The 20,718-nt window shown below is 41.2% G+C and carries 14 protein-coding genes and 1 riboswitch; of the genes, 4 read left to right on the forward strand and 10 right to left on the reverse strand.

From position 1 onward, the window contains the following. Window positions 1-149 precede the first annotated feature (149 nt). Genes thrA through thrC form a run of 3 tightly spaced genes read left to right on the forward strand, consistent with a single transcriptional unit; the run spans window position 150 to window position 4,859 of the window. Complete coding sequence (gene thrA / locus R2Q78_RS09180; protein ID WP_316791040.1) at window positions 150-2,597, forward strand: bifunctional aspartate kinase/homoserine dehydrogenase I; 2,448 nt, start codon at window positions 150-152, stop codon at window positions 2,595-2,597. A 5-nt stretch (window positions 2,598-2,602) separates the two neighbouring features. Continuing rightward, window positions 2,603-3,547 carry a homoserine kinase gene (locus tag R2Q78_RS09185; RefSeq protein ID WP_316791042.1) on the forward strand — a complete coding sequence of 315 codons (945 nt, stop codon included), beginning with the start codon at window positions 2,603-2,605 and terminating at the stop codon, window positions 3,545-3,547. 10 nt (window positions 3,548-3,557) lie between these two features. Beyond that, the gene (thrC, locus tag R2Q78_RS09190) at window positions 3,558-4,859 is read left to right on the forward strand and encodes a threonine synthase (RefSeq protein WP_316791044.1); all 1,302 of its coding nucleotides are present in this window, start codon (window positions 3,558-3,560) and stop codon (window positions 4,857-4,859) included. Between the two features lie 24 nt (window positions 4,860-4,883). Here thrC and R2Q78_RS09195 read toward each other — a convergent pair whose 3' ends face one another. The 8 genes from R2Q78_RS09195 to murQ form a co-directional block, all read right to left on the reverse strand. Further along, window positions 4,884-5,318, reverse strand: a complete 435-nt coding sequence (locus tag R2Q78_RS09195) for an META domain-containing protein (RefSeq protein ID WP_316791046.1) — start codon at window positions 5,316-5,318, stop codon at window positions 4,884-4,886. Between the two features lie 114 nt (window positions 5,319-5,432). Next, entirely contained in the window at window positions 5,433-6,389 is a 957-nt protein-coding gene (gene metF / locus R2Q78_RS09200) for a methylenetetrahydrofolate reductase [NAD(P)H] (RefSeq protein WP_316791048.1), read from the reverse strand. 20 nt (window positions 6,390-6,409) lie between these two features. Beyond that, window positions 6,410-10,069 carry a methionine synthase gene (metH, locus tag R2Q78_RS09205; protein ID WP_316791050.1) on the reverse strand — a complete coding sequence of 1,220 codons (3,660 nt, stop codon included), beginning with the start codon at window positions 10,067-10,069 and terminating at the stop codon, window positions 6,410-6,412. Window positions 10,070-10,210: 141 nt separating this feature from the next. Continuing rightward, window positions 10,211-10,319: riboswitch (SAM riboswitch) on the reverse strand. A gap of 254 nt (window positions 10,320-10,573) precedes the next feature. After that, window positions 10,574-13,180 carry a c-type cytochrome gene (locus R2Q78_RS09210; RefSeq protein WP_316791052.1) on the reverse strand — a complete coding sequence of 869 codons (2,607 nt, stop codon included), beginning with the start codon at window positions 13,178-13,180 and terminating at the stop codon, window positions 10,574-10,576. 19 nt (window positions 13,181-13,199) lie between these two features. Beyond that, window positions 13,200-14,057, reverse strand: a complete 858-nt coding sequence (locus R2Q78_RS09215; protein ID WP_316791054.1) for a DUF1080 domain-containing protein — start codon at window positions 14,055-14,057, stop codon at window positions 13,200-13,202. Window positions 14,058-14,384: 327 nt separating this feature from the next. After that, window positions 14,385-15,134: a Bax inhibitor-1/YccA family protein gene (locus tag R2Q78_RS09220; RefSeq protein ID WP_316791056.1), complete on the reverse strand. Its 750-nt coding sequence runs from the start codon at window positions 15,132-15,134 to the stop codon at window positions 14,385-14,387. Between the two features lie 49 nt (window positions 15,135-15,183). Then, on the reverse strand, window positions 15,184-15,753 hold the full coding sequence (locus R2Q78_RS09225) for a hypothetical protein (protein ID WP_136837194.1): 570 nt from the start codon (window positions 15,751-15,753) through the stop codon (window positions 15,184-15,186). Window positions 15,754-15,770: 17 nt separating this feature from the next. After that, window positions 15,771-16,577, reverse strand: coding sequence for an N-acetylmuramic acid 6-phosphate etherase (gene murQ / locus R2Q78_RS09230; RefSeq protein WP_316791059.1), 807 nt, complete (start codon window positions 16,575-16,577; stop codon window positions 15,771-15,773). A gap of 288 nt (window positions 16,578-16,865) precedes the next feature. On the opposite strand from murQ, the gene R2Q78_RS09235 reads away from it, so the two are divergent. Continuing rightward, a complete protein-coding gene (locus tag R2Q78_RS09235; protein WP_316791061.1) occupies window positions 16,866-18,440 on the forward strand; it encodes a S41 family peptidase in 1,575 nt (524 codons plus the stop codon). 16 nt (window positions 18,441-18,456) lie between these two features. Here the strand turns inward: R2Q78_RS09235 and der are convergent, their stop codons facing one another. Together der and era are read right to left on the reverse strand one after the other, a co-directional pair. Continuing rightward, on the reverse strand, window positions 18,457-19,758 hold the full coding sequence (gene der, locus R2Q78_RS09240; RefSeq protein ID WP_316791063.1) for a ribosome biogenesis GTPase Der: 1,302 nt from the start codon (window positions 19,756-19,758) through the stop codon (window positions 18,457-18,459). A gap of 47 nt (window positions 19,759-19,805) precedes the next feature. Then, the gene (gene era, locus R2Q78_RS09245; protein WP_316791066.1) at window positions 19,806-20,684 is read right to left on the reverse strand and encodes a GTPase Era; all 879 of its coding nucleotides are present in this window, start codon (window positions 20,682-20,684) and stop codon (window positions 19,806-19,808) included. Between the last annotated feature and the right edge of the window lie 34 nt (window positions 20,685-20,718).

Here is a 20,718-nt window from a genome sequence, read left to right on the forward strand (position 1 = left end):
AATGTATAACAATTCATCAATTATTACCATTATTACCACCACCGGGATTACTCGGAGGAAGGTAAGCTAGTGGCTTGATTGAAAAAATATAAAACCACAAAAAGCGCCTTCCTCTAATCAGGAAGGCGCTTTTTTTTTAACCGCAGACTATGAATATTTTAAAATTTGGAGGTACCTCAGTAGGATCAGTCGAAAGCATAAGTGCTTTACTGAATATACTTAAACAGGAAAGAGTGAAAGAAAACCCTATTGTGGTTTTATCGGCTATGAGCGGGGTGACGAATACTTTACTTGATATGGCAGAAAGCGCAAGAAGCCTGAGAGATTACAGTGATGCTTTGAAATCAGTAGAAGAAAAACACTTTAAAGTAATCAGGTCTTTACTTCCTGCCGGGGCTCAGAATCCTGTGCTCACCAAATTGAAAATTTACTTTAATGAGCTGGAAGATATTTTGCAATCAGTGCACAATCTGAAGGAACTCAGTACACAAACTAAAGATCTGATCTTAAGCTACGGTGAGCGTTGCTCAACCGTGATGATCAGTCACATTGCGAAACAGCAATTTGCAGATGCACTATATGTAGATGGATCTGAGCTAATTAAGACAGACAGCAATTTCGGACAGGCGAAAGTAAATACCTATATCACAGAAATGTTGATCAATGATTTTTATGAGGCCAACCAAGAGCAATTGCTTTTTGTAACTGGTTTTATTGCCAGCAACGACGAAGGCAGGGTAACCACTCTTGGCCGTGGCGGAAGTGATTATACTGCCGCAATATGGGGATCTGCATTAAATGCTGCTGAAATCCAGATATGGACTGATGTTGATGGTATGCTAACTGCCGACCCGCGTATTGTTAAAAAAGCATTTTCCCTGCCCGAACTGAGTTATACTGAAGCAATGGAACTTTCTTATTTTGGGGCTAAGGTGATCTATCCACCAACCATGATCCCTGCTTTCCTAAAGAAAATCCCTATTGTAATTAAAAATACATTCAATGTTGATTTTGCCGGTACTTACATCAAACATGGCATCAGCCCTTCCAACTTGCCGATCAAGGGTATCTCCTCAATAGACGAGATCAGCATACTGAACCTGTCAGGCAGCGGAATGGTTGGTAAAGCTGGCTTCGCCGGAAGATTATTCTCTTTGCTTTCACGTGAGCAGGTAAATGTAGTTTTGATCACCCAATCTTCATCAGAACATAGCATTACTTTTGCCGTAAAACCCTCTGATTCTTTAAAGGCATTGTCGCTGATCAATAAAGAATTTGAATTGGAACTTCAGGCCAGAAAATTGGAATATCCTGAAGTGGAAAACGGCCTTTCAGTGCTTGCAATAGTTGGTGAGAACATGAAGCGCACGCCGGGAATGTCAGGTAAGCTGTTTAGTGCCCTTGGCAGAAATGGTGTCAATGTAAGGGCAATTGCTCAAGGTTCTTCGGAATATAATATTTCAGTGATCATCTCTAAAACAGATCTTTCCAAAGCTGTAAACGCAGTTCATGATGCTTTTTATGCCGACCTTAAAAAGACGCTGCATATCTTTTGTTTGGGAACAGGAAATATCGGTAAAACATTATTCAAGCAATTGCAGGATCAGATGCCTTTCCTTGCGGATAATAATGATTTGCAGGTTAAGGTTATGGGCATCAGCAATACCCGAAAAATGTACCTGAACCCGAATGGGATAGAACTTGACAATTGGGAAGCAGAGTTGAATGAACAGGAAACAAAAGCAAGCCTGCCGGAATTTGTAAAGAAAATGAAATCTATGAACCTGCCTAACTGCGTGTTTGTAGACAATACCGCCAGTCATAACCCTATTGAGTTTTACCTGGATATCCTGCAATCCAGCATATCTGTGGTGACTTGTAATAAATTGGGTAATTCGGCCGACTATGAGCAATATGCAGCATTTAAACAAGCCGCCAGAACTTATGGTGTCGACTTTTTCTACGAAACGAATGTTGGTGCCGGATTGCCGATTATCCGTACGCTAAGGGATTTAATGCTGAGCGGGGATAAAGTAGCACGCATTGAAGCGATCCTTTCTGGAACAATTTCTTACATCTTCAATAATTATAAAAATGGTGTGCTTTTCCATGAAGTGGTAAAAGAGGCACAGGATAAAGGATATACTGAACCCGATCCGAGGGATGATTTGAATGGTAAGGACTTTATGCGAAAAATGTTGATCCTTGCACGTGATGCAGGTTATGCTTTAGAAGAAAAGGATATTGATCTCCAGAATATGTTGCCAGCCTCATGCATGGCAGCTACGTCCGTTGCTGATTTTTATAAGGAGCTGAAGAATAATTCGGCATACTTTGAAGGATTAAAGGAAGAGGCTGCTAAAGACAATAAAGTGCTTCGTTATATCGGTAAAATGGAAGATGGTAAGGTTTCTATCAATTTGCAAATGGTGGGAGAGGATCATCCGTTCTTTACCTTGTCAGGAAGCGACAATATTATTTCCTTTACCACAAACAGGTACAAAGACCGCCCATTGGTAGTGAAAGGTCCTGGTGCGGGTTCAGAAGTTACAGCCGCAGGTGTATTTGCAGATATTATAAACGTAGGTAAACGATAACCATAATGAGTTTCAATAAAAAATCAATAAAAGTATTTGCCCCAGCTACAGTAGCCAATGTAGTGTGTGGTTATGATGTTCTTGGCTTTGCAGTAAACCAGCCCGGTGATGAGGTGATCATGCGACTAACGGATGGTAAAGGAATAACGATCTCAAAAATAACAGGAGATGATGGTAAACTGCCATTGAACCCGGCTAAAAATACGGTAAGTGCCAGCGTACAGCATTATCTGAATCATATTGGAAAACCCGATGTAGGCATCGATATAGAACTTCATAAAAAAATGCCGATAGGCAGCGGACTGGGATCCAGTTCCGCCAGTACAGTAGCAGGCTTATTTGCGGTTAATACCTTGTTTGATGACCTGCTCACTAATAAAGCGCTTGTCCCTTTTGCAATGAAAGGTGAAGAGCTGGCCTGTGGTTATGGACATGCCGATAATGTAGCTCCTGCCTTAATGGGTGGATTTGTTTTGATCAGAAGTTATGATCCGCTTGATATCATCAGCCTTCCGTTTCCTGAGGATATGCACGCTGCGATAGTGTACCCGGAAGTGGATGTGCCGACAAAAGATGCGCGTCAGATGATCCGATCTAAGGTATTGCTGAAGGATGCGGTAACACAATGGGGTAACGTAGCCGGTTTAGTGAGCGGACTTTTCATGAAGGACTATGATCTGATCGGGAGAAGTATGACGGATATACTGGTGGAGCCAACAAGATCGATCCTTATTCCTGATTTTGCGAAGCTAAAATCACAGGCCTTAAGAAACGGTGCCGTAGGTTTTGGTATCTCCGGCTCCGGGCCTTCAGTATTTGCACTGACTAAAGATGCAGATACTGCTGCAAAGATTACTAAGAAGCTACAGCAACATTTACAATCTATCAGCATCAACAGTCTTGCTTTTGTATCTGAAGTCAATAAAAAAGGACCAATAATATTGGATTAAATCAACCAAAATGAAACTATACAGTACCAACAATCGTGATTTAAATGTGGACTTTGCAACTGCGGTATTCAACAGTATGCCGTTGGACAAAGGCCTATATATGCCAGTTCACATACCGGAACTGGATCAGGAGTTCATAGATCATATTGATAAATTTACTCTATCTCAAATCGCCTATAAAGTAGCTTCAGTATTGATGAAAGACGCTATTCCATTGGAAGACCTGCAGTCAATTATAGACGATGCCATCAACTTTGAGGCTCCCGTAGTGGAATTGGATCAGGATACCTATGTGCTTGAACTATTTCATGGCCCTTCTCTTGCCTTTAAAGATTTTGGCGCAAGGTTTATGAGCCGGGTTATGGGGTATTTCCTAAAGGACAATGAAAAAATGCTGGATGTTCTTGTTGCTACTTCGGGGGATACCGGAGGCGCAGTAGCATTAGGGTTCTTGAATGTGCCAAATACACGCGTGACGATCTTGTACCCTAAAGGCAAGGTAAGTGAGGTACAGGAGCTGCAATTGTGTACGAACGGGAATAATATTTATGCTATTGAAGTTGACGGTACATTTGATGATTGTCAGGCCTTGGTGAAACAAGCATTTGGTGATGAAGAACTGAATCAAAAACTCCGTCTTACTTCTGCGAACTCTATCAATATCTCGAGGCTAATCCCTCAGACATTCTATTATTTCAATGCCTATGCACAATTAAAAAGACAGGGGAAAAGTGATGTCGTGTTTTCAGTGCCAAGTGGTAATTTCGGTAATATAGGTGCTGGTTTACTGGCCTATAAAATGGGATTGCCGGTGAAGCAGTTTATCGCCGCTACGAATGCGAATGATACTGTTCCAAGATTTTTGGAAACGGGGGTGTATGAAACTAAGCCTTCAGTACAGACTTATGCCAATGCGATGGACGTTGGTGCGCCAAGCAATTGGGTAAGGATCATGGACCTGTTTAAAAATGATGAGGCTGCTTTGAAACAAATCGTGAAGAGTAAAAGCTATACTGATGAGCAAACCTTACAGGCTATAAAAGATATTTTTGATACCTATGCTTATGTCGCTTGTCCGCATACAGCGATAGCCTGGCTGGCATTAAAAGAGTATCAGAAAGACAATTCAGGATCAACAGGAATATTCCTTTCAACTGCGCATGCCTGCAAATTCCCGGATATTTTTCCTGAAGAAATTAAGGCACGTATTGAAATACCTGGGCAGGTTGCAGAACTGAGTAAAAAAGAAAAGCTGGCAACACATATGGATACCAGCTTTGAATCTTTTAAAGCATATTTAAGTAATCGCTAACCCAATCATTATCGAGGGGCCGGGTTATTTCTTATTGAACCGCATAATTGCGATATCACCCATCATAAAGTTGAGCGTGGTGTCACTGGTAATACTATAAGTACCTACTTTCTTGAGCATTTCTATAAAAGTGGTCTCTCCTTCACCAGGGCAGGCCATTTTTGTCATGGCAAAAGGCCCGGTTAAATTTATCGTGGTGTCATCAGCCACTAAAGTTCCTGAAAATGAATTACAGCTGGTGTTTCCGCTTACTCTCTTTTCGGCTACTTCAAATTTAATGGTAGGTTTTTTACCTGGATATAATCCATTAAAAGCGATCCTTGGTCCTGAAATGTAGTTCAGTTCCCATGTGCCGCTCAGTTGAGATAAACCTCCATTTCCTATTGTTCCGGGTTTTATTGTTGTGCATGCATTTAAAGCGCAGGCAAAAACAAACGTAAGAATTACCAGTTTTTTCATAGCTAACAAATTAGTAGTAAAGAGGATGTACAGTAGATTTTACTCAGAATCTATGATACATCCTCTTTTAGGTATGAAATATACAAAGAGTATTCCAGAAATTAACTAATGGTACTAAAATATTGCCTGAGCAATCTTTTTAGTAGGTTCAGGGTTACCCATTGTATAAAAGTGTAATACAGGGGCGCCCATTTCTCTTAATTCCTTGCATTGATTAATCATCCATTCGATGCCAATTGCTTTTACATCTTTTTCAGATTTACAAGCCTGTACTGCTTCACTCAGTTCAACAGGAATATCCAGGTGGAACACTTTAGGTAAACTCACCAGTTGTTTACTGCTGGTAATTGGTTTTAATCCTGGGATGATAGGAACATTAATCCCATTTTCACGGCATTTGTCTACAAAGGCCTTATACTTCTGGTTGTCAAAAAACATCTGTGTAACAATGAATTCTGCTCCGAGATCAACTTTTAATTTTAAGTATTTAAAATCTGTATCCAGGTTTGGAGATTCAAAGTGCTTTTCAGGATATCCGGCTACTCCGATGCAAAAATCAGTACGTTCCAGTTCACCTATGTCGTCATGAAGATAACGTCCATTGTTCATATCCGAAACCTGGCTAACGAGTTCTGATGCATAAGCATGCCCGTCAGGAGTAGGGACAAATGAGCTGTCACTTTTGCGGGCATCGCCACGCAGTGCAAGTACATTGTCTATCCCTAAAAACTGCAGATCGATCAATGCATTCTCTGTTTCATCTTTATTAAAGCCACCGCAGATCAGGTGAGGAACTGCGTCCACTTTGTATTTATTCATAATGGCAGCACAAGTAGCTACTGTGCTCGGACGTTTGCGGTAAGCAACTTTTTCCAATAAGCCATTTGCATGTTGTTTGTATATATAATCTTCACGCAGATAAGTTACGTCAATAAAAGGAGGATTGAATTCCATCAACGGATCAATGGCATCAAAAATGCCTTTAATACTCTGGCCTTTTATTGGGGGTAACAGCTCAAAAGAGAATAACGTTTTACCGTTTGCGTTTTTTATATGGTCTACAATTTTCATTGTCTGGTTTGTTTAAATTATTAATAAGCTAAATTAGGGCTAAGCCATCTTTCTACTTCCTCTATCGGCATGTCCTTTCTAATCGCATAATCTTCAATCTGGTCTTTAGTGATTTTACCCAGACCAAAATACCTGGATTGAGGATGTGCGAAATAAAATCCGCTTACTGCTGCGGTTGGGTACATGGCATAGCTTTCAGTCAGGCGCAAGCCTATTCTGTTCTCTGCATCCAATAATTCAAACAAAGTGCCTTTCTCGGTATGTTCAGGACAAGCCGGATAACCCGGTGCCGGACGGATACCTGAATATTCCTCTTTGATCAACGCTTCATTGCTCAGGTGCTCATCCTTTGCATATCCCCAGTAATCTTTACGTACCATTTCATGCATCTTTTCTGCGAATGCCTCGGCAAGCCTGTCGGCCAGTGCCTTAGCCATAATGCTGTTATAGTCGTCATAAACCGCTTCAAACTCAGCAACCAATTCATCACAGCCAATACCTGTAGTGAGCGCAAACCCCCCAAAATAATCTGGAATCCCTGTTTCCTTTTGGGCTACAAAATCTGATAAGGCATAATAAGGCTGTCCATCTACTTTCTCTGCCTGCTGGCGAAGGGTATGGATCACCACTTCTTTGCCTTGTACATCCAAAACAATATCATCTCCAACTGCATTGGCAGGCCAGAAACCTATAACCGCTTTTGCGGTCAACAGTTTTTCATCTACTATGCGTTTCAGTAAAGCCTGCGCATCTGCAAATAGCTTACGGGCTTCATCACCAACGGCCTTATCCTCCAGAATGCGGGGATAACTACCGCGCAGTTCCCAGGTCTGGAAAAACGGAGTCCAGTCGATATACGGAACCAACTCTTCCAAAGGATAATCTTCAAATATCTTTGTCCCTGTGAAAGCAGGGGCGGGGGCAACCATAGCAGTGTCTATCTTAAAGTTACTTTTCCTTGCTTCTTCAATGGTTTTAAAACGCTTGTCTGAACGCTTGTTTAAATGCGCTTCACGGGCCTTATCATACTCAGCCCTGATGCCGGCAATATACTCGTCACGGGTATCTTTGTTCATCAGCGTACTGCAAACAGTCACACTTCTTGAAGCATCCAATACGTGTATCGCCGGACCAGAATAATTGGGCGCCACTTTTACAGCAGCATGAATTCTGGAGGTGGTAGCGCCACCAATGATCAAGGGAATGGTAAAACCTTCACGCTCCATTTCTTTGGCGAAATGAACCATTTCATCAAGAGAAGGAGTAATCAATCCACTCAATCCAATGATGTCAGCGTTGATCTCCTTGGCCTTTTTAATGATGTCCTGTGCAGGTACCATCACACCCATATCCACGATCTCAAAGTTATTACAAGCCAGTACTACACCAACGATGTTCTTTCCGATATCATGCACATCACCTTTTACAGTGGCCATCAATACTTTTCCAGCAGATGAATTCTGATCCTGATCAGGGTTGTCCAGTTTTTCCTGTTCAATAAATGGCAACAAGTAAGCTACCGCTTTTTTCATTACACGGGCAGATTTTACTACCTGTGGCAGAAACATCTTTCCGGCGCCAAATAAGTCACCCACGATGTTCATTCCATCCATTAACGGGCCTTCTATCACCTGAATTGGACGGGTATATTTTTGCCTCGCTTCTTCCACATCGGCATCCAGGTATTCAATAATTCCTTTTACCAATGCGTGCGATAACCTTGATTCTACCGGTTCTTTTCTCCATTCCTCATCACGTACGATTTCCTTGCCTTTAGACTTAATGGTGTCTGCAAATTCAACCAGTCGCTCTGTGGCATCATCTCGGCGGTTGAGCAATACATCTTCTACCAGCACCAATAACTCTGGTGGAATTTCCTGGTAAACTTCAAGCATACCCGCATTTACAATACCCATATCGAGCCCTGCTTTGATGGCATGATACAGGAACGCAGAGTGCATGGCTTCCCTTACGGTATTATTTCCCCTGAAGGAGAAAGAGATGTTAGATACACCGCCACTTACTCTTGCATGAGGCAGGTTTTCCTTGATCCAACGGGTGGCGTTGATAAAATCAACAGCATAATTGTTGTGCTCTTCCAATCCGGTTGCTACCGTCAGAATGTTCGGGTCAAAAATGATGTCCTGTGGCGGGAAACCAATTTCATCTACCAATATGTCATAAGACCTTTTACAGATCTCTACTCTTCTTTCGTAATTGTCTGCCTGTCCTTTCTCATCGAAAGCCATTACTACTATGGCGGCACCATAGGTCATGATCCTGCGTGCGCTTTCTCTGAACTTGTCTTCACCCTCTTTCAGGGAGATGGAATTTACGATCCCCTTGCCCTGCAGACATTTCAGACCCGCTTCAATAACCGTCCATTTAGAGGAATCGACCATGATGGGCAGTTTAGAAATATCAGGTTCAGAGGCGATCAGGTTCAGGAACTTGGTCATGGCTGCTTCCGAATCGATCATCCCTTCGTCCATGTTTACGTCGATCACCTGTGCACCACCTTCTACCTGTTGGCGGGCTACGGTGAGTGCAGCTTCAAAATCTCCGCTCAGGATCAGCTTAGAGAATTTAGGGGAACCTGTGATATTGGTACGCTCGCCGATATTGACAAAAATACTTTCTGGTGTTAATGTCACGGGCTCCAATCCGCTTAACCTCATGTGAGGTGCTATCTGGGGGATTTTGCGTGGGGATACATTTTTAGCTTTTTCGGCAATACAACCGATATGCTCGGGAGTGGTGCCACAGCATCCGCCTACAATATTTACAAATCCATGCTGAATAAAATCCTCAACAAGGTGAGCAGTTTCATGCGGCATTTCGTCGTAAGCACCGAATTCATTTGGTAATCCGGCATTAGGATAAGCTGAAACATAACATCCGGCTTTCGCAGAAAGCTCTTCAATGTGTGGCCTCATGTCCTTAGCGCCCAAAGCACAGTTGAACCCGATACTTAAAGGGTTAGCATGGATTACAGAATTCAGGAAAGCTTCAGCAGTCTGACCAGACAAGGTTCTTCCCGAAGCATCAGTAATGGTGCCGGAGATCATGATCTCGATCTTACGGCCGATTACCTCTTCATATTTTTTAATAGCATATATTGCTGCCTTTGCATTTAAAGTGTCAAAGATTGTCTCAATCAGCAATAGGTCTGACCCACCGTCTACCAGTCCACGGATCTGTACATAGTAAGCATCTACCAGCTCATCGAATGTCAATGCCCTGAAGCCAGGATCGTTTACATCCGGCGAGATGGAAAGGGTCCTGTTCGTAGGGCCCACTGCACCTGCTACAAAACATTTACGGCTTGGATTAGCCTGCATGAATTCATTTGTGGCCTCTTTGGCAATTTTAGCGCCTTCAAAACTCATTTCATAGTCCAGCTCTTCCATCTGGTAATCTGCCAGGGAAATACGCTGCGTACTGAAGGTATTGGTTTCAATAATATCCGTTCCCGCTTTTAAATATTCGGTATGGATGGCCTTAATGATGTCCGGTCGGGTGAGGTTCAGCAAGTCATTATTGCCTTTCACGTCACACGGATGATCTTTGAATCGTTCACCTCTAAAGTCTTCTTCAGTTAAGGTGTAACGTTGAATCATGGTGCCCATCGCACCATCAATGATCAAGATTCTTTTTTCTAGTTCTTCTCTGATGTTCATTAAAAAAATATCATATGAGCATGTAATAAGCTATTTTTGATAGAGGCAATAAAACCTAAACAAGTGCCGAACTCACTACATACAAAGCTTAGAAAGAGGATTTCGAGGTCTAGTATGATAATAGCTGAAGTGCCATTACTTAACTTATCTTTCGGATAACCGGCGCCGGTTCCAGTAGAATGTAGCACCTTGTAAGCACAGGTTGCTAAGACTTCGCAGGGTCTAATCCCTCCGTCTTTCTCTATAAGCACTACAAAAATGCAACAAAGAAAAATCAATTCCAAAAAATCGGAGATTTAACGCTATAAAATTGCAGGAGTGTTGCAAATAGTGACAGGATTTAAAATTAAATTCTGCTTATACCAGATAGGTGTATGTAATCGGGCTACTGGTGGACAGGTAGGGGACTGAACCGTAACTGAGTAAGGTCTGCTTCGGATAAAGGTACCTATTATCCGAAGCAGACCCGAAGCAGGCCCATAGCAGACCCGAAGCTGGGAGTAATTACTTCTTTTGTTGAGAAAGGAAGGTTACCAATGAAGCCAGTTCTTCATAAGACAAAGAATTTGCTAATCCAGCAGGCATCATTGAATTCTCCATTTCCTTACGCGAGAGGATATCGCTTGATTTAATTGTAAAGACTTCACCTGCAATATTTCTTAATACTACTTTAGTAGCGGTTTCCTCGGTAATGAATCCCATGTAAGTCTGGTCTTTTTTTGCATTAATCATCACTGTGGCAAATCCTTGTGAAATAGAGGCATCCGGTTTCAAGATAGATTCAGCAATTTGCTCACGGTTCATGATCGATCCGATCTGACCCATAAATGGTCCTTTCATTTGTTCTCCTTTGCTGATGCTATGACAAGCTACACAGCCTTGACGCGAAAATAATGCTTTACCTTTTACAGGATCACCAGGCAGCTTGGCTATCGCAAGCAACACATCTTCGATAGATGATTTTCCTACCTGACCCTTTTGGTTTTTGATTTTTTCCAGGTCAATCTTAGGCTCATTTTTAGCGGCAAGTTTTTCTTCTGTACCAAAAGCAGGGATTTCCATGCGGTGGCGGGCATTCAGGTCTACAAAAAATGATTTATCAGCAGAGGGTGCTTTTTCCCATTCTCCGATTAGGAATGACTCGATCGCAGGCGATGATTTCCAAAGTACAGCTTTGTAATACGGGCCGTGAGAATCTGGTCTGGTACCCCACCACCATGAGGCATCGTAAGATGCTTCTTCTCTATAAAGACGAGCCATGGTGATCAGAATTTGTTTCTTTAGATTTTCGTCTTTTGACTGTTCATAAAAGTATACCAACCCGTCAACCGCTCTTTTGTCGTGCATATAACGCAGTGCCCATAATGCAAGGCTTGAGTTTTCAGTGCCAATGGCTGCTACGCAAGCATCTACAGCCTTTAGGTTTACCAATGCCTGAACAGCTAGGTGCGGAAGTACAATTGCTGAATTTGGAGTAGCATGAGGACCTTCAGTACCTTTTGCTGGTGCAACAAATGAAGCAGGAACTTTAGTTTGCAGTAAAGCTTTTGCAGCATCAGTGCGGCCAAGTCGGCCAAGGCCGATGATTGCTGCTGCCTGAACACGAACAGAAGGGTCTTTTAGTCCAGCTAAAAAAGGCTCGCTCGGCACATTTTGTACGTAATCCTTACGGTCAGCAAGTGCTTTTAAGGCGAATTCTCTGATGGCGTCTTCTTTGGTGAATTGGACAAGGGCCTGGATTCCGTCTGCTCCGGCTGCCTGTGCATAAGTGAATATACCTGCCACACGTGAGTACAATGGAAGCTTAGCATCTGCAGCAATTTTTAAAGCGGCATCTGCGGCTTCTTTTGCCGGATGGGTAAGTAGTTCCTGAGAAGCAGTTAATCGTGCTACGGCACTACCTGATTTAAGCATAGCGGCCAGCTGGCTAACACTTGCTTTTGCTACATTAGGGAAAGCTTTGTAAGTCCAGTTGGTAGGTACTGCGCGAACGACATAACCTTTAGATGGATTGCCAGAGTAACCTGCACCATCCCAGGCGGCAAGGTAAAGCCTGCCTGAACCATCTACATCAAGATCGGTGATTTGAGGTAGTTTAATAAAATCTTCTTCTTTTTGAGTAAAGCTCGGTCCATCAGTAGTAACCCTGTGGATGTATAACATGCTTCTTCCCCAGTCGGCCATCATAGGTACGTTGTTGTATTTTTCAGGCCAGGTATCTTCGCTCATGTATAGTGCGCCTGTACCCGAACCACCACCCAGGTCGGCCAGTGCAGGAAGCATCTCATCTGTGAAATTTTGGAATAAAAGAGGGTACCCATATTCTCCTGATTGCACGTGATGAGAGAAACGTACGTTCCAGCCACCACCATCATTTGTGTTTTCGCGGGTGAAGATGTTCATATACGGATCAATTGCTACGTCATAAACGTTACGTGTTCCATGGGTATAAACCTCCATTTCAGTGCCATTAGGGCGTACGCGAACAATACCGCCACCCAACATGGTCATCTTTTTGCCAGAACGATCTACTGCATCATGGAATCCAAAATCACCTACAGCGATATAGATCCATCCATCTATTCCCAGGCGGATACCGTTTGTTGCATGGTCAGTTCCGCGTTCCTGGATATATTTTGTATTGCTCAGGTTTTGGATAAGCGGTTTGGCCGGACCATCTGCTTTACCGTCTTTGTTTTTATCTTCAAAAACGACAAGATCCATTCCTGTGGCTTTGCGTGTTTCTTTAGAGAAGGTAGTATGTAAAACAAAAACCTGGTCTCCTGAGGCGATGATTCCACGTGGATTATCAACCATGGCAAACTCAGTATGCTCGTCCATTTTGCCGTCATTGTTTTTGTCTACCAATTTAAGGATACGGCCTTTATCTGGATCTTTACCTAAAGACCCGATCATGTCGACCCCAACGAAGACTTCTCCAGTTGCGGCAACTGCAAGACAGGCAGGACTAGGGGTTACATCAGGTCCTGCAAAAGGTGTGATCACCAATTCAGGTGGGTCAGCTCCGGCGTTTTTAGGTCCTCCGAAGAAATTATTTAATCCTAAGACAATGATAATTGAAGATATCAATGTCAGTGAAAATTTAATCATGTGTGTGTTTGTTTAGTGTTTATTGTTTTGCTACTCTTTTTTCTGCCATTAGCTGGTCTACAACTTCTTTTAGCTTTTTTGGATCTTTGGCGTATTTTTCGAGGTCGATGATTTCTACTTTTCTGAATTCAACAGGATGGCTTTCACTTTGCAATGAAATTGACCCTCCTTTAATAAGTTCACCTTCTGCAGCGCCACCAACGGGATCTTTCTGAGGCCTGTCATAACGTAAAACCTCTTCGCCGTTTACGTAGTGTACAATGGTAGAATCTCCTAATGCAAGTACTTCTACACGAACCCATTGATCTCCATTGAAAGTTTTAGATCTTGATTCTATACAGTGGGCTTTGATTACTTTGCCGTTTAATACGAACTGAGTGCCTGGTGTACAAAGGTTTGCTGTAGAACGGTCGCCATTACCTGCTCCGCCTAATAACTGGACTTCAATAGAGTTGGGGAAATCCTGATCTTTTTTCATAGTTGCCGGATCCTGACCATGGATCATGATGCCGCTATTGCGGAAAGCCCATCCTGGTCCGCCTTTCACCTGATCACCCGTAAAGCGATATTCTACACCTATGAGGTAATAAGAATAAGGTTTTTTATAGAAGAGGTGTCCAAATTGTTCATCAAATTTTGTGTATTGGTCGTAGTTGACCTGAATTTTTCCATCTACGATACGGAATGTATTACCCCAATTATCATTGAGATCATGGTATCGTATTTTGGGTTCCCAACCTTTAAGGTCTTTGCCGTTGAAAAGTTGTTGCCATTTGAATTTTGGTGCAGGTTTCTTAACCGAGCTTCCTAAGAAAATAAACGGAAGGCAGATGATAATTGCCGCCCTAAGCACGTAAGGAATAAATTTTTGTTTCATTATAGTGGTTTAAGTGTGTAGTTTTTACACAGTAAACTTAGCAAAATATTTTTTAAAATTATTTTTCCTTAAAATTGGTTGATTTGTTACATATTTAGAACCTAACTATAGCCTACAACAGTACCCTACTACTTCATTGTGTGACACCTATATGAAAGCTGTGAGCAAGGTCCTGTTGACCGGGCAGAGACCTAACTAAGACCTTACTGATAGCGAACTGGGACCTTGTTGTTATTGGCTGAATAAGCGCATCACGTGATGAACAAAATAGTGGTAAAACAAAAAAAGGGTGCCTTTTGGGCACCCTTTTAAATTGAGTTAAAGTTTTTATCTTCTGTCTCCGAATATTCTTAAAAGATACATGAAGATCTGAATGAAGCTGATGTAAAGTGACATGGCTCCAATAACGGCCAATTTCTTTGCGTCTGCATCCATTTTCGCTCCACTTTCTTCAATACCCTGACCAATTCTCTTTAGCATCTGTACGTTATAGGCGGTTAATGCTGTAAATATGGCAATACCAATAAATGCCATCACCAAACTGAAACCTTGACTTTGAATAAAGATGTTTGCGATACTTGCAATGATGAGTCCACCTACTCCTACCATCAATATCGGGCCGAATTTGCTCAGGTCAACATCTGTAGTGTATCCCAGCACTGCCATAATTCCAAAAATACCGGCTGCACCTACAAAACAACTAATAACAGAAGCAGAAGTATAGGTCAACAGGTATAAACTTAAAGTAATGCCAAATACTGCAGCAAATAATAGGTATAGACCAATAATAACGCCATACGAAAATCTGCTCATTCCACCACTCATAAGCAGTGAAATACCCAATGGGGCTAGTAATGCCACCCATCCAAGGATATTCGGTTTCCCAGTTTCAGTGTTGAAAAAGTTAGCGAGAATTTCAGTGTTGGCTGAGATGTAAAAAGCAACTAAAGAAGATACGCTCAATGCTACGAACATCCATAAGAATACGCTTGCAAAGAATTTCTTAGCAACTACTCCAGTTTGGTTTTCCACAAAAACTGATTTTTGTGCCCAATCGTAATTATTGTTATTATCCATTTGTTTTAATTTTGTTTTAAAGGTACGAATTGTTTTAATCATGCAAAAGCTATGCCCCAAGCCTTTTTGTCAGGATTTCTTCAACTTTCTTGAAAAATTGCAATGGTTTCAATGTTCTCCATGCCAAATCGTCAAGCTGCCCGCCAAAATTAATGTAATAATCTATATTGCTGTTCCTGAATTCATTGATTACATGTTCCTGGAAATTGATTCCTGTTATCCAGCCATCCTCCACTTCCTGAAACCATTCCTCATAATAACTGTCTTCTGAGGAGTGGAAATTAAGTATGTTCTCTCCAATAAGAATAAACTTATTAATTCCTTCATCCATCATGAGTTCTATGATCTCTCTTTTTAAGAGCATAATGTCATTGTTTATGGCGTCATTCCATTCTCCAATAAATTCGATGATTGCATAGTTCCTGTCGTAATCAGCAAATAATACCTTGATATACATGGTGTTTGAGCCAAAGTCATCCCATTGAGGATGGATCAGAAAATTATAGAGTTGCTTGTCGAAGTAGAACTCAGAATATTCAGTATTGTAAAAAGGCGAACGTTCATCTTCTGCCGCTATGTAGTCATCGCGCCAAAGATAAAAGGGTTCTATTTCGTGCATGATATAGGTTTTAGAATTTAATGCTGACTGGCTTCAACTGCTTTTCGGACACTTCCATAACGGATCAGCAGATCGGCAGCCTGATCATGATCAATGTTTAATTCATCCATTACCATTTGAGTGCCCCGGTCTACCAATTTATGGTTTGTCAATTGCATATCTACCATTTTGTTGCCTTTTACACGACCAAGCCTGATCATTACCGCAGTGCTGAGCATATTCAAAATCAGCTTTTGCGCTGTTCCGGACTTCATGCGTGTAGAGCCTGTAAGGAATTCCGGACCAACGACTACTTCTACCGGGAAATCACTTTCGGCAGCAATAGGGCTGCCTTCATTGCATACTATGCATCCTGTTAAAACACCATGCTTACGAGCGGTATTTAATCCGCCAATAACGTACGGAGTAGTTCCGGAAGCTGCCAGTCCTATAAGTGAGTCTTTTTCATTAATGCTAAACTCCTGCAGATCTATCCATGCCTGTTTACTATCATCTTCTGCATTTTCTACTGCTCTTCTGATTGCAGTATCTCCTCCAGCAATGATTCCTACAACCCAGTCGAACGGTACACCGAAGGTCGGAGGGCATTCAGAAGCATCAACAACACCAAGGCGCCCGCTGGTACCGGCGCCAATATAAAATAACCTTCCTCCCTTTGTCATTCTTTCCGCAACAGCAGAAGCCAGCTTCTCTATCTGTGGGATAGCTTTTTCAACGGCCTGAGGAACTGTTTTGTCTTCATTGTTTATCCCCTTTAGAATTTCAAGTACAGACATTTTATCTATGTCGTTATACTTTGACTCTTGCTCCGTTACTCTTATCATTGTTCTGTTTTTTCCTTATTATTATTGTCTTCGTTTGTCAGATAACTCTTGAGACGTATCTTTTATATTCCATTAGTAGAGGTAAAGCTAGTAATGGTTTGTTAAAATTGGTGATTTTCTTTTTAAACGCGAAGTAATAGACGAAAAACGGTTGAAATTATTGTGTTTTTTTGTGAAAACCGAGATGGAAACGTTAACATAAAATAAATTAGGTTAAACAATAAAAATGATTGAGGGTTAATTACTTAAATGACGGTGTAATTTTATAACTTTACAACGTCTAAAATAATGAAAAATAATACCCGCATAAATCTCCTAATTGCCCTGACATATTCTGTTACTCTAATTGGCGGAATGTTCCTGGGATACAAGTTTTTAAAGGATCAGGGGTATGAGTTTAAAAAGAGCGTTCATTTGGCAGATAATAATGCAGATAAAGTGGATGAAATCATCCATATCATTAACAAAAATTATGTTGACGATATCAATGCAGATACACTAAATCATTTGCCTATTGACAGCTTATTACATAAGCTTGACCCACATAGTATTTATCTTCCTCCTGCAAAAGCAAATGAGCTTACTGAGAATTTGAGCGGTAATTTTGGTGGTATAGGCATCGAGTATTATATTTTGAAGGATACGCTGCTGGTCACTAATGTAGTTAAAGATGGGCCAGCTTATTTAGCCGGGATAAAGCAGGGGGATAAGATCCTTAAAATAGATACGGTATATGTGAGTGGTAAGTCTTTGCCACGTGAACAGATGATGGGCAAAATTAAAGGCCGCAAAGGTACTCCTGTGAAACTGACGATTATGCACCCGGGAAATGCACAGGCTGTGGTTTTTACGGTTAAGCGGGACAGGGTAAAAGTAAGTAGTATTGATGCCTCATACATGCTGAATGGGGATGTCGGTTATATTCGCATTAGTAAGTTTGGTGCCGAAACAGATAAGGACTTTATAGAATCGGTTAAAACTTTGAAGACAGCAGGGATGAAAAAGCTGGTGCTTGATCTTCGTGATAACGGCGGGGGATATCTCACAGCGGCCACAGGTTTGGCCAATCAGATTTTACAGGAAAATAAACTGATTGTATATACTCAGGGTAAACATGAGCCCCGTACTGATTACATAGCAACTGGTGGAGGAGAGTTTGAAGATGGCAAACTTGCTGTGTTGATCAATGAGAATTCTGCATCAGCCAGTGAAATTCTGGCAGGGGCAGTTCAGGATTTAAAACGCGGTATTATCATTGGGCGTAGGTCATTCGGAAAGGGGCTTGTACAAGAGCAATTTCCATTTGGGGATGGATCAGCATTAAATCTGACTATTGCAAGGTATTATACCCCTTCTGGCAGGAGTATACAAAAATCTTATAAAGAAGGCTACAGGGCTTATCAAAATGAAATAGAGAGCAGGTTTAGTGATGGAGAGCTAACTTCTGGTAAGGTTGTTAAAAAAGACAGTGTGAAAGGCAGGTTTCTTCACGGTGGAATTCAGCCTGATATCTATGTGAAACTGGATACAAGTGGGTATAATAAATTCTATAGTACGCTTTCATCTAAACGCATATTACTTGATTTTGTGTATGATGTACTTGCCAGCCGTTATACCGGCAGTTTTCTTGAACAGAACTTAACTACCTTTAATGTAAGCGATGCTGATTTTAAGGATTTTCTAAAGTATGTCCAGACGCAGAGTATTGCTATTGATGCCAAGCAGCTTGCTACGGCAAAACCCGTGATCTTAAATGATATGAAAGTGCTTTTATGCAAGTATCACTTAGGTGATGCGGGTTATTATAAAGCGCTTAACCTAAGTGATGCTGTAGTAAAGCAGGCGATTAACAGCCTGCAATAACCTGATTTATTACTTGTTATTTTTGTCTGAAGTAGATCTGAATAGGTACTCCACTAAAATCAAAGTTTTCACGAAGCTTGTTCTCTATAAAGCGTTTATACGGCTCTTTTATATATTGAGGCAAGTTGCAGAAGAAAGCAAACATTGGAGATGTTCCATTGATCTGAGTGATGTATTTGATTTTGATGTATTTGCCTTTTAATGCCGGTGGCGGATATTTTTCTATGATAGGAAGCATTACATCATTTAGTTTAGATGTAGGGATTTTTTTGCCTCGGTTTTTGAATACTTCTAATGCACCTTCAATAGCCTGGAAAATACGTTGTTTGTTGACAACTGAAGTGAAAATAATAGGGACATCTGTAAATGGTTGTAGTTTTTGACGAATCTGATCTTCAAATACATTTACGGTTTTGCTGTTTTTCTCGATCAGGTCCCATTTATTTACTAGTATAACAATGCCTTTTTTGTTTTTCTCCGCAAGATGGAAAATATTTACATCCTGTGACTCCAGACCTTCTACAGCATCGATCATCAGGATTACTACGTCAGCTTCTTCAAGAGCCTTGATCGTACGCATCACTGAGTAAAACTCTATGTTCTCCTTAACCTTTGTTTTTTTACGTAATCCGGCTGTATCAATAAACATGAATTCGTGGCCAAACTGGTTGTAGTGAATGTGTATGGAATCGCGGGTTGTGCCAGCTATTGGTGTTACTATATTTCTGTCTTTACCTATTAAGGCATTGATCAATGATGATTTTCCTACATTGGGACGGCCGACAATTGTTATTTTAGGTAGTGCATTTTCATCTTCAGGAACATCTTCGAAATGTTCAATTACATCATCAAGTAAATCTCCGGTTCCTGAGCCAGTCATTGAAGATATGGCATAGATCTCGCCTAAACCAAATCCGTAAAATACAGATGCTTCATTTTGTAGTTGGGTATTGTCAACCTTATTTACTACTGTAAATACTGGCTTTTTACTTCTTCTTAGTAATTGTGCAATTTCATCATCCAGGTCAGTAATACCTGTGGTTACATCAACCATAAACAATAAAACTGTAGCTTCTTCAATGGCTATAATTACCTGTTCACGGATTGCTGCTTCGAATACGTCTTCCGAATTGGCTACATAACCACCAGTATCAATCACCGTGAATTGTCTGTTTGTCCACTCTGCTGATCCGTAGTGACGATCACGGGTAACTCCGCTAAAATCGTCAACGATGGCTTTACGGCTTTCTGTCAAGCGGTTAAAGAGGGTAGATTTGCCTACGTTTGGTCTTCCGACGATTGCGATAATGTTACTCATGGTCTATTGTGAATTGTATTAATTATTAAGGGGTTGCAAAGGTACGCTTAATTTTCGTACCCGAAACTTTTTAGATAGTTCTTTTTGCTGCGCCAATCAGGAATTACCTTTACAAAGGTTTCCAGGAAGACTTTCTGATCTAAAAACTTCTCAATGTCTTTACGTGATTCTGTACCTACTTTCTTGAGCATAGCGCCTCCTTTTCCAATAAGTATGTTCTTTTGAGAATCGCGTTCTACAATGATTTCGGCACTGATGCGCGTGATTTTTTCTTCTTCTTTAAACGAAGTAATGATTACTTCGGTACTATATGGAATTTCTTTCTGATAGTTGGTGAAGATTTTTTCCCTGATGATCTCGGAGACGAAAAAACGTTGATTGCGGTCAGTAAGATCTTCTTTGTCATAAAAAGGGTCATGCTCAGGCAGGAATTCAAGAACAGTTGTCATGATTCCTTCCAGGTTATACTGGTGAAGGGCAGATATCGCAAATATATGTTTGGGGTTTAACTTCTCCTGCCAGTGTGCAATTTTTTCGTCTACCTGTTCTTGTGTTGCGTTATCTATTTTATTGATCAGTACAATAAGTGGGATTGTTGAATTGCTGATTTTCTCAAGTACATCATTTTCATCATGCTGCTCATTAATATCCGTTACGAAGAGAATAAGATCTGCATCGGTAAGCGCTCCTTTTACAGAACTCATCATAGAATCTTGCAGTCCGTAACGCGGAATTATGATGCCCGGAGTGTCGGAAAATACAATTTGATAGCTTTCTTCGTTAACAATTCCCAGAATACGGTGACGTGTGGTCTGCGCTTTCGGAGTAATGATAGAAAGCTTTTCGCCCACCAGGGCATTCATAAGGGTTGATTTGCCTACATTTGGCTTACCGATGATACTAACAAAACCAGCTTTGTGTGACATAGAAAATATTTTTTAAAATAAATTTGCACCACAA

The organism is Pedobacter frigoris (genome assembly GCF_032678645.1).
Lineage (GTDB): Bacteria > Bacteroidota > Bacteroidia > Sphingobacteriales > Sphingobacteriaceae > Pedobacter > Pedobacter frigoris_A.